The sequence below is a fragment of the Vibrio sp. 10N.261.52.A1 genome, from assembly GCF_002876325.1.
GTDB lineage: Bacteria > Pseudomonadota > Gammaproteobacteria > Enterobacterales > Vibrionaceae > Vibrio > Vibrio chagasii.
Genome location: NZ_MCYD01001413.1, coordinates 1 through 10,830, shown reverse-complemented (window position 1 = coordinate 10,830; position 10,830 = coordinate 1). Strand labels below are relative to the sequence as shown.

9 protein-coding genes are annotated in these 10,830 nt (G+C 45.8%); 1 reads left to right on the top strand and 8 read right to left on the bottom strand.

Features of this window, described 5'->3' with window-relative positions:
- A partial coding sequence (gene relA, locus BCT81_RS28550) for a GTP diphosphokinase (RefSeq protein ID WP_102426618.1) occupies nucleotides 1-1,638 on the bottom strand: 1,638 nt, incomplete at its 3' end.
- Between the two features lie 135 nt (nucleotides 1,639-1,773).
- Entirely contained in the window at nucleotides 1,774-3,093 is a 1,320-nt protein-coding gene (gene rlmD, locus BCT81_RS28545) for a 23S rRNA (uracil(1939)-C(5))-methyltransferase RlmD (protein ID WP_102426617.1), read from the bottom strand.
- Between the two features lie 165 nt (nucleotides 3,094-3,258).
- Here rlmD and barA point away from each other — a divergent pair, with 165 nt between their 5' ends.
- Nucleotides 3,259-6,072, top strand: coding sequence for a two-component sensor histidine kinase BarA (gene barA / locus BCT81_RS28535; RefSeq protein WP_102426616.1), 2,814 nt, complete (start codon nucleotides 3,259-3,261; stop codon nucleotides 6,070-6,072).
- A 108-nt stretch (nucleotides 6,073-6,180) separates the two neighbouring features.
- Here the strand turns inward: barA and acpS are convergent, their stop codons facing one another.
- The 6 genes from acpS to lepB all read right to left on the bottom strand — a co-directional run bounded on the left by acpS (nucleotide 6,181) and on the right by lepB (nucleotide 10,766).
- Complete coding sequence (gene acpS, locus BCT81_RS28530) at nucleotides 6,181-6,561, bottom strand: holo-ACP synthase (RefSeq protein WP_102426615.1); 381 nt, start codon at nucleotides 6,559-6,561, stop codon at nucleotides 6,181-6,183.
- 73 nt (nucleotides 6,562-6,634) lie between these two features.
- A complete protein-coding gene (gene pdxJ, locus BCT81_RS28525; RefSeq protein WP_004739038.1) occupies nucleotides 6,635-7,372 on the bottom strand; it encodes a pyridoxine 5'-phosphate synthase in 738 nt (245 codons plus the stop codon).
- Nucleotides 7,369-8,097 (bottom strand): DNA repair protein RecO, encoded by a 729-nt coding sequence (recO, locus tag BCT81_RS28520; protein WP_102426614.1) that lies wholly within the window; start codon nucleotides 8,095-8,097, stop codon nucleotides 7,369-7,371. The genes pdxJ and recO overlap by 4 nt, the downstream gene beginning before the upstream one ends.
- Before the next feature lie 104 nt (nucleotides 8,098-8,201).
- Complete coding sequence (era, locus tag BCT81_RS28515) at nucleotides 8,202-9,173, bottom strand: GTPase Era (protein ID WP_008224485.1); 972 nt, start codon at nucleotides 9,171-9,173, stop codon at nucleotides 8,202-8,204.
- Entirely contained in the window at nucleotides 9,166-9,843 is a 678-nt protein-coding gene (gene rnc, locus BCT81_RS28510) for a ribonuclease III (RefSeq protein ID WP_102426613.1), read from the bottom strand. Before rnc ends, era begins: the two co-directional genes overlap by 8 nt.
- A 26-nt stretch (nucleotides 9,844-9,869) precedes the next feature.
- On the bottom strand, nucleotides 9,870-10,766 hold the full coding sequence (lepB, locus tag BCT81_RS28505; RefSeq protein WP_102426612.1) for a signal peptidase I: 897 nt from the start codon (nucleotides 10,764-10,766) through the stop codon (nucleotides 9,870-9,872).
- Between the last annotated feature and the right edge of the window lie 64 nt (nucleotides 10,767-10,830).

The window sequence follows — 10,830 nt, the reverse complement described above, 5'->3', positions numbered from 1 at the left end:
GCCACTACCAATACCAGCGTAAAGCTCGTCTGGCGTATTCACGTTAAAGCGTCTTAGTGCGTATTGATCAGCATCTTTTAGTGTTGCGCCTACTTTCGCTAGCTCAACTTCCAAGATGTCACGACCCGCTTCTAGGTTTTTCTCACGGCTCTGCGCGCGGAACCAAGCGTTGATTTTCGCTCGAGCACGACCAGAATGAACAAAACCTGTGGTTGGGTTAAGCCAATCACGAGATGGATTCGGCTCTTTCTGCGTGATGATCTCAACTTGGTCGCCCATCGATAGTTTATGAGTGAACGGTACGATACGTCCCGCTACTTTGGCACCGATACAGCGGTGTCCTACCATCGAGTGGATGTGGTAAGCGAAGTCCAACGGGGTTGCGCCCATTGGCAAGTCGACCACGTCACCACGTGGAGTAAATGCGTATACACGGTCATCGAAGACTTGGCTACGCACTTCATCCAGCATCTCACCAGAGTCCGACATCTCTTCTTGCCAGTCGATAAGTTTACGCAACCAAGTGATTTTTTCATCGTAGCCGCTACGACCACCAGAAGAGCCTTCTTTGTACTTCCAGTGCGCCGCCACACCAAGCTCAGAGTCTTCGTGCATCTGCTTGGTACGGATCTGAATCTCAATAGTCTTGCCTTCAGGACCAAGGACTACGGTATGAATCGACTGGTAACCATTTGGCTTAGGGTTCGCCACATAGTCATCAAATTCACTCGGTAGGTGTTTGTATTTGGTGTGTACTACCCCAAGACCGGCGTAGCAGTCTTGTAGCTGGTCAGCGATAATACGTACTGCTCGTACGTCAAAAAGCTCATCGAAGGCTAAGCCTTTCTTCTGCATTTTGCGCCAGATGCTGTAGATGTGTTTTGGTCGGCCGCTCACTTCAGCATTGATGTTTGAACGCTGCATTTCTGCGGTTAAATCATCAACGAAATCTGTGATGTATTGTTCACGAACGATACGACGCTCAGACAGCTGTTTTGCAATCTGCTTGTAGGTATCTGGTTGTTGGTAGCGGAATGCGTAATCTTCGATTTCCCACTTAAGTTGGCCGATACCTAAACGGTTTGCCAGTGGGGCATAGATGTTAGAACACTCTTTTGCTGCCGCTCGGCGCACAGCATCAGGCGCTTTTTTCACCTCGATAAGGTTACAGATTCGCTCCGCAAGTTTGATAACTACGCAGCGGAAATCATCAACCATGGCCAATAGCATGCGTCGAACGTTATCAACTTGACCCGAGGCGGCACTGCCTTCAAGGGTTACGTTTAGCTGGCCCAAGGCCGCCATTTCTTCAACGCCGTCAATCAGCTTAACGATTTCTTTGCCGTAGCTTTCTTCGAAGGCTTCGCGCTCAAAAACGCCACTTGATACCACAGGGAAGAGTTGTGCTGCGACTAATGTTGCACGATCCATCGACAGCGTGACCAAGATTTCAATCATCTCGCGTCCACGCCATAGCAAGAGTGATGCTTGCTCGTGATCTTTTAATAGCTCTTCACAGTGACGATAAACTTTATTCAGTTTATTCGAGGTTTTTGCGTCTTGCTTTAATGACGCAATCCAACTTTCTAGCTCAAACTGTTCGCTTGGGTTTAAATGTGCGCTTCGTACCGCAACCATCGTGCCTTCCTAGTTATTCTGTTTTATACCCAATTCAATATGACTAACTGGTTCCAAGTTAGTTCGACCATATTGATATCAGCGCAAGTGTCCCTGCGCCTTTGTCATTCATTTTTAAGCCTTATTTACGGGCCTTTAAGCCTTGATAAAGAGAGCCATCGATTCTAAATGGCTGGTGTGTGGAAACATATCCAACATACCAAGTTTGGCTAATTGGTAGCCTTGCTTTTCTAAGCTCTCTGAATCTCTAGCTAGAGTAGCAGGATTACACGAAACATAAACCACACGCTTCGCTCCTAACGCTGAAATTTGATCAACAACACCACTCGCTCCAGCACGAGCTGGGTCCAGTAAGATTTTATCAAATTTCTCTTTTGCCCAAGCTTGCGCAGATAAGTCTTCTTCAAGGTTCGCTTGGTAAAACTCGGTGTTACTCAACTGGTTCAATTGAGCATTTGATGTGGCCTGCTGAACCATCTCATCGACACCTTCAACACCAACCACAAACGCCGACTGTTGAGCGATAGGTAGGCTGAAGTTACCTAAGCCACAAAACAGATCCAGCACTCGCTCATCCGCTTTAGGTTCTAACCATTCAATCGCTTGAGCCACCATCTGCTGGTTAACCTTCTGGTTCACCTGAATGAAGTGATTTGGCTCAAAAGGTAAGGTAACACCCGTTTCGCTGTAGCTAGGCGCATCACCAACCAGACGAACTAACTTGTCGGTCTCTGGCATTGAGTACAGTATCGCGCCTTCTTCTTTCGCCAACGCAACCAATGCTTGCTCATCCTTTTCAATCAAAGGCTTGAGGTGACGTAACACCATTACCGGGCCAGTATCACCCAATACCAATTCAACGTGTCCTAAAGACGTAAGGTTGCTGAAAGTGTTGAGTAAATTTTTCACCTTTGGCAGCAATACATTTAGGCGAGGATCAAGCACGGCACAATCGGTGATGTTTTCTATCTGCTTGCTCTGCTTCTTACGAAAACCGAACTGAAGCTTATGCGTTTTCTTATCAACAAACAGGCTGATACGCGCGCGACGACGATAACCCGTTTCATCACCCACAATCGGTTGAGCCATCTCTGTCTCATCTGTCTTATATTGGTTCATCAAGTGCGTAAGAGATTGTGCCTTGTGTTCTACCTGAGATTGGTAACCAAGGTGCTGAAGGTGACAACCGCCACACTGATTAAAGTGTTTACAAAAAGGCTTTAAACGTTGCTCGCTTGGCTTCAGTAATTTGATGAGTTTCGCGCGTGCAAACTTACTTTTACTTTCAGTAAGCTGAATAACCACCTGTTCACCGGGCAATGCGCCATCAATGAAAACCGGTTTATTCTTCTGATAAGCGATGCCAGCGCCATTGTGATCCATTCGTTCAACCAAAACCGATTGATGCTTGGTCTCGAGTTGAGTTTTCTTTTTTGGTTGGAAAAAACGTGCCATTGCTTGTGCCTAATGTATCTTTTAATAAGTAATTGGTATCCAGGACTCACTATTCTGTCTTGGAGTCATTGTCGAACGTCACGGCTTTGATTAAGCTTACCGTTCACTTAACCGCCATTGTGTGCGTTATTTTCCCATATCCAGACCTCGATGTAATTAAAGAACATGACCAGATATGGCTTAAGAGCCCGTGTAATTACCTTAACTCTAGCTCCAACCCTGATTATTGGGCTGCTATTGAGTGCATTTTTCTCATTTAACCGCTATCAAGACCTTGAAGGTCAGGTGGTGAACACAGGTACTAGCATCATTGAACCACTGGCAATTGCGAGTGAATCTGGCATGCAACTCGAAAGTCGAGAGTCTGTTCGTCAGTTAATCAGCTATGCACATCGAAAGAACTCTAAGCTGGTACGCAGTATCGCGGTGTTCGATGAACGCCATGAATTGTTTGTAACCTCAAACTTCCACCCTGATTTCGAAAGCCTAACTTATCCTAAAGATAAACCGATTCCGCATTTAAGCTCTTCTGACTTACTCGATAACACACTGATTCTTCGGACACCGATTATTGCAGAAGGCCAATACATCAACTCGGCTAACGGACAGTCTCAGGCCAACCAAGCGATTGGTTATATTGCGATTGAGTTAGATCTTTCTTCACTTCGTTTGCAGCAATACCAAGAAGTGTTCTCTGCCTTCTTAGTGCTGATTCTTGGACTGGGGCTTTCTGGTGTATTCGCTTTCCGCTTGATGCACGATGTAACTCAACCGATCACACACATGAAAAACATGGTGGACCGAATTCGTCGTGGTCACTTAGATGTCCGTATCGAAGGCAAAATGCACGGTGAGTTGGACTCACTGAAAAATGGTATCAACGCGATGGCGGTATCGCTGTCGGAATATCACGTCGAGATGCAGCACAGTATCGACCAAGCCACTTCGGATCTACGTGAAACTCTTGAGCAGCTAGAAATTCAAAACGTTGAGTTAGACATTGCGAAAAAACGCGCACAAGAAGCGGCGCGTGTTAAGTCTGAGTTCTTGGCAAACATGTCTCACGAGCTAAGAACACCACTTAACGGTGTGATTGGCTTTACGCGACAAATGCTTAAAACACATCTATCGAACAGTCAGACAGATTATCTACAGACCATTGAACGCTCTGCAAATAACCTGCTCAGTATCATCAACGATATCTTGGACTTCTCGAAACTTGAAGCCGGTAAACTGGCGCTAGAAAACATTCCATTTGAGTTCCAAGCGAGCCTAGAAGAGGTAGTGAACCTTCAAGCGACCAACGCTCATGAGAAAGGCCTAGAGCTTACACTTAAGATTGATCCTAAAGTGCCTGCTGGCGTTGTTGGCGATCCACTGCGTATCCAACAAATTCTGACCAACCTAGTGGGTAACTCAATCAAGTTTACCGAGCGTGGTAACATCGATATTAGCGTTGAGTTACGTTCACAAAGCGAAGACAACATCGAACTACAGTTCATGGTTCGTGATACGGGTATTGGTATCTCTGAGCGTCAGCAAGCCCAACTATTCCAAGCCTTCAGCCAAGCTGATGCAAGTATATCTCGTCGCTATGGTGGTACGGGATTAGGTCTGGTTATCACCCAGAAACTTGTGAGCCAAATGGGCGGTGAGATCAGCCTAACCAGTCGCCTACACCAAGGTTCCACTTTCTGGTTTACGCTAAGACTATCCACCACCGATATGCCGTTGACAGAGCTAATTGAGACTCAATGTCTGCAAGACAAGCAACTACTGCTTATCGAACCAAACATGCAAGCGGCTTCGATTACTCAACAAATCCTGACCCAAGAAGGTTTAGTCGTTACCTACCGTTCGGTGATGCCTGACGAATCGACTTCGTACGACTATGTACTGCTGAACCTCGCGGCCAACCAAGATTACCAGTTTGATACGGTAAGCGGCTGGGCAATTGGCGCGAAGAAGATTGCTCAGAACGTGATCATTGGTACACCGAGTACCGAGCTCGCACTTGGCGAACAATTGATGAAAGAAGTCGATGTTCAATGCATCACTAAACCTCTTTCACGTAAGAAGCTACTGCAAACTCTGGTGTCGAACCAAGCGCCAACCTTGATTGCACCAGCGATTGAAACCCATTCAGAAGAGAAACTACCACTGACTGTGATGGCTGTTGATGATAACCCAGCCAACCTGAAACTTATCACCGCGCTACTCAAAGAACGCGTGGAAACCGTTATCAGCTGTACCAGTGGTCAGCAAGCTATCGACAAAGCTACTGAGACTCAGTTTGATATCATCTTCATGGATATTCAGATGCCGCAGATGGATGGTGTGACGGCTTGCCAGAACATCAAGAAGCTCGCCAACAATGCCAACACGCCGGTGATTGCTGTTACCGCACACGCCATGACAGGCGAGCGCGATAGGCTGCTAGAAGCAGGTATGGATGACTACCTGACCAAACCAATTGAAGAGCATGTATTACAGCAAGTATTGATTCATTGGAGCCCGACCTCTGAGGTTGAGCACATCGAAAAGATAAATCCAGATCACCCTGCGGTGTCAGCCGAGATCGACAACAGTCAAGTGTCTGAAAGTAATGTTAGCGTGCACAAGAACATCATCATTGATTGGCAAGCTGCGATGAAGCAGGCCGCCAATAAAGAAGACCTCGCACGCGATATGCTGCAGATGCTGGTCGACTTTATCCCTGAGGTGTATGACGCGGCAGAGAAAGCGATCGAAGACACGGATTACCCTGTGGATCAGCTAATACACATCATCCACAAGATGCATGGCAGTAGCTCATACAGTGGCGTACCAAGGCTTAAATCGGTCTGTGCCACGATAGAAAAAGAGCTGCGCTCAGGTACGTCAATTGAAGATATCGAGCCAGAACTCTTTGAACTTCAAGACGAGCTCGATAAGGTGCAAGCGACCGCTATTCACTACTTAAAACCAGCCAGTGATTGAATCGGCTTAACCTCGAATTCAAAGCAACAAAAAAGCAGAGCGTATAAGCTCTGCTTTTTTTTTATGCTATTTACTCAGTAACGAGCGAACACCAGGATGAGTTAGAGATTACGACTCTAAGAGTACTGTCGCTACCGCATAGTGACGCTCATCTGAAATAGTCAGGTGAATCGAAGTTGTGCCACTCGCTTGCGCAATTTCTCGAGCTTTATTGTGCAAGCTCAGCACTGGCTTGCCATGCTCGTCGTTCGAAATTTCGAAGTCATGGAAAGTAACACCCAGTGCGATACCTGTACCCAGCGCTTTTGATGCTGCTTCTTTAGCTGCAAAGCGCTTAGCTAGATAACGACCTTTTTGCTTGAGCTGTTGAAACACTTCAAATTCAGAGTTCGTCAGAATACGCTGAGCAAATGCCTCACCACTGCGTGATAATGCTTTTTCAACACGTTCAATTTCCGCGATATCTGTCCCAAGCCCTACAACAGCCATGATTACCCTTTAACTACTTTTTGATGATGCCACTTAACAAACTAGATATTTAATAAGCTAGATACTTAACAAACTAGATGTTGTTACGCGCGTTTTCCATTACAGCTTTCATGTCAGCTACGGCTTTGTTCAAACCATCAAAGACTGCACGTCCCATGATTGAGTGACCAATGTTTAGCTCGTAGATCTCTGGCAGTGCCGCAATTGGCGCCACGTTGTGGTACGTCAGGCCGTGACCGGCATTCACCGTAATACCTAGATCGTCTGCGTAGCTTGCGCCAGCCGCAATCTTTTTCAGCTCATCTTGTTGGTCTTCTTCTGTTTTCGCATCAGCGTAGTGACCAGTGTGAAGTTCAATGAACGGTGCGCCGCACGCTTTTGCTGCATCAATCTGTTCGCGGTCCGCATCGATAAACAGCGACACTTTAATACCAGCTGCAGATAGCTTTTGCGTTGCCGCTTTTACTTTCTCAAGTTGACCAACCACATCCAAGCCACCTTCAGTAGTTAACTCTTCACGCTTTTCAGGAACAAGACAAACAAACTCAGGCTTAGTATCTAGTGCAATCTGAACCATCTCATCCGTCACTGCCATTTCTAAGTTCATGCGAGTTTGGATAGTTTCAGCCAGAATACGTACATCGCGATCAACGATGTGACGACGGTCTTCACGCAGATGAATGGTGATACCGTCAGCACCAGCACGCTCAGCAATTTCAGCTGCGTGTACTGGATCTGGGTATTTAGTACCACGTGCATTACGTAGTGTTGCAATATGGTCGATATTAACGCCTAAAAGGATTGAGCTCATTTTCCAATACTCCGTGCTCTAGAAAGACCTGCTCTTGGCAAAAACAGTTCTCTACTTTTTAATGGTTTGCCGCCAAGATACGGCTTTAAGGCTATGCGTGTAAAGCGTTTTGCCGCTTTTAACTGCTCTTTAGTGATAAACCTACGTTCGCTGATCGCAATAAGTTCATCGCCCATAAAAGTCAGGTTGTCTCGACGTACTGAAGCAATGAAACCTTTCTGCTCTCGATAGCGATAAGTCATTGTTGGATCAATCGGTTCACCGGTACCTGCACAGTGTAAAAAGTCGACGCCATAACCCATAGAAGATAACAGTGCCAACTCAAAGCGACGTAGTGCTGGCTCTGGATTTTCATTATGCGCCAGCTCTGTTAAAGCATGAAGATAGTCGTGAAAAAGAGCAGGCATTGGCACTTCAGCCATCAGCACTCGGCCAATCAGCTCATTCACATACATTGCGGAGTAGAGGTTAATGCCAGTGAGAGGCAAACCTAAACTGATAGGCTCAGCTTGGCGCAGTGTTTTCATTGAGCTGTTCCCCGACCACTTTAGTAGTAGAGGCGTAAAAGGCTGCAACGCTCCTTTTAAATTGGAACGCTTGCTACGAGCACCTTTCGACATCAACGTTACACGGCCAAACTCTTCACTGAAAATATCCAGTATCAAGCTCGACTCGCTATATGGCCTGCGGTGCAATACAAAGCATCGCTGTAACCCTTCGCTCAATGATTCATCCTTCTTGCAGATACAAAAAGAGAGAGTTCGCACTCTCTCTTCAACTCACTATTTTGATTTCACATCCAGTTCAGGAAAGTGAAGTTCAATCTAGATTATAGATCGTCGATGTAGCCTAGTGAACGAAGTGCACGTTCATCATCAGCCCAACCAGATTTAACCTTAACCCAAGTCTCTAGGTAAACCTTACGGCCGAATAGCTCTTCCATATCGATACGTGCTTCGCGACCAATCGTTTTGATCTTCTCGCCCGCTTTACCAATCACCATTTTCTTCTGACCGGTACGTTCAACAAGAATTAGCGCATTGATGTGGAAACCATCGTTGTCTGGATTGTAGTCGAAACGTTCGATCTCAACCGTTACCGAGTAAGGTAGTTCATCACCCGTAAAGCGCATCAGCTTTTCACGGATAATTTCAGACGCCATAAAACGCTGCGAGCGATCCGTCACATACTCTTCTGGGAAGTGGTGTGTCGCTTTAGGTAAGTGTTCACGTACGTGCTTACGCAGTACATCAATGTTTTTACCTTGCTTCGCCGAGATTGGCACAACATCAATGAAGTCCATCTTCTTAGAGACTTCCATCATGTGCTGCATCACGTTAGTACGGTCTTGAACGTTATCTACTTTGTTGATGCAAAGTACAACTGGGAAGTCAGTCTTCTTCAGCTTGTTCAGAACCATCTCATCGTCTTCAGTCCAGTGAGTACCGTCAACAAGGAAGAATACTAGGTTCACATCACTCAGTGAGCTGTTTGCTGCACGATTCATCAAACGGTTGATTGCACGCTTTTCTTCAATGTGAAGTCCAGGAGTATCAACGAAGATCGCTTGGTAATCACCTTCAGTTTCCACGCCCATAATACGGTGACGTGTCGTCTGTGGTTTACGTGATGTAATAGAAATCTTCTGTCCCAGAATATGGTTCAGAAGCGTCGACTTACCTACGTTTGGGCGACCTACAATAGCGATGAAGCCACAGTGTTGGTTTTCCGGTAGGCTAGGTTGTTTGCTATCAGATGAAAAGAATGCATCGATATCGAATTCTTGGTTGTTATCAGACATTGCTTAGTTGCTCTAATGCTGTTTCAGCAGCCGCTTGTTCTGCCTTGCGGCGGCTAGTGCCTTTACCGATAACAGGTTTATCCACACCTGCCACTTCACACTCAACCGTAAACTCTTGGTTGTGTGCTTCACCTTTAATATTAGTCACTGTGTAGACAGGTAGAGGATTTCTTCGACCTTGTAAGAACTCTTGAAGACGAGTTTTCGGGTCTTTTTGAGATACTCCAGGCTGAATAGCTTCTAGGCGAGATTGGTACCAGCTTAAAATAATGCCGCGAACCGTCTCGGTATCACTATCTAAATAGATAGCGCCGATGATCGCTTCAACAGCATCCGCTAGAATAGAATCACGACGGAAACCGCCACTCTTCAACTCACCTGGACCTAATTTTAAGTAATCTCCTAGTTCGAATTCACGACCTAGTTCTGCCAATGTATGACCACGTACTAATGTCGCGCGCATGCGGCTCATATCACCTTCGTTTACCTTAGGAAAACGGTGGTATAGATCATCAGCGATAACAAAACTTAAAATTGAATCGCCCAGAAACTCAAGACGTTCGTTATGTTTACCAGCGGCGCTGCGGTGAGTCAGCGCCAAGTGGATAAGATCGGCATCATTGAACTGATAGCCAACCTTTCTCTCTAGTTTATCAATTGGAGAATTCATGCTCTCTCGATGTGTTAATTGATCGATTAATGAATCCCACCGATGCGATTAAAACGCACACCAGTAGGAATCCATGTTGGAAGTACACTGTCTGAACCACGTTCGAATTCGAAACTGATCCAAATAGCAACAGCCTTACCAACAAGGTTTGCTTCAGGGACAAAGCCCCAGTAACGGCTATCAGCACTGTTGTCACGGTTATCACCCATCACAAAGTATTGGCCTTCTGGAACGACCCATTCGTTAACACCGTTACGAGGTTGATATGCTTGCACACGATCACGACGCAATGGGTTAACTAAGATTTGGTGCTCTACGTCTCCAAGCTGTTCATTCAGCTGAATCAGAGGCACACCATCTTGAATAAATTGGCTTTCTTCTACATTACTTAGTTTCACTGGTTTACAGCTACTTGTCCCTTTCGCCTGGATACAGATTTCTTTACGACTGCTGTAACGAATAGTATCACCTGGCAAACCGACAACACGCTTGATGTAGTCAATGTTTGGCTGAGGCGGGTACTTAAATACGATTGAATCGCCACGTTCTGGCTTGCCTGTTTCTACCAATTGAGTGCGCCATACTGGGTCTTTAAGACCGTACGCGTACTTCTCTACCAAGATGAAATCACCTACCAAAAGCGTTGGCATCATCGAACCAGATGGGATCTGAAACGGCTCATAAATAAATGAACGCAAGATCAAAACAAATGCAATTACCGGGAAAATGGACACACTGTTCTCAACCCACCAAGGCTGAGCCGTAACTTTTGCGCTGGTTTCAGCGTCTAGGCCATTCGTTTGTGCTTCCACATCAGCAAGCTTCTGCTGGCGTTTCTTCGCCCACACAAACTTTTCCAATGCCCATACAATGCCGGTCACTAGAGTTACGATCACTAAAATAAGCGAAAATGTATTAGCCATTGATATCCCTTAAATTTCATTTCTTTAAAAATAACGAAAGTGAAAGAGTATAACTCTTTCACTC

What these genes read in the sequence shown, in the direction of transcription:
- rlmD (WP_102426617.1), bottom strand. Translation starts at nt 3,093, where the DNA reads ATGGCACGTTTTTTCCAACCAAAAAAGAAAACTCAACTCGAGACCAAG.
- barA (WP_102426616.1), top strand. Translation starts at nt 3,259, where the DNA reads ATGACCAGATATGGCTTAAGAGCCCGTGTAATTACCTTAACTCTAGCT.
- acpS (WP_102426615.1), bottom strand. Translation starts at nt 6,561, where the DNA reads ATGGCTGTTGTAGGGCTTGGGACAGATATCGCGGAAATTGAACGTGTT.
- pdxJ (WP_004739038.1), bottom strand. Translation starts at nt 7,372, where the DNA reads ATGAGCTCAATCCTTTTAGGCGTTAATATCGACCATATTGCAACACTA.
- era (WP_008224485.1), bottom strand. Translation starts at nt 9,173, where the DNA reads ATGTCTGATAACAACCAAGAATTCGATATCGATGCATTCTTTTCATCT.
- rnc (WP_102426613.1), bottom strand. Translation starts at nt 9,843, where the DNA reads ATGAATTCTCCAATTGATAAACTAGAGAGAAAGGTTGGCTATCAGTTC.
- lepB (WP_102426612.1), bottom strand. Translation starts at nt 10,766, where the DNA reads ATGGCTAATACATTTTCGCTTATTTTAGTGATCGTAACTCTAGTGACC.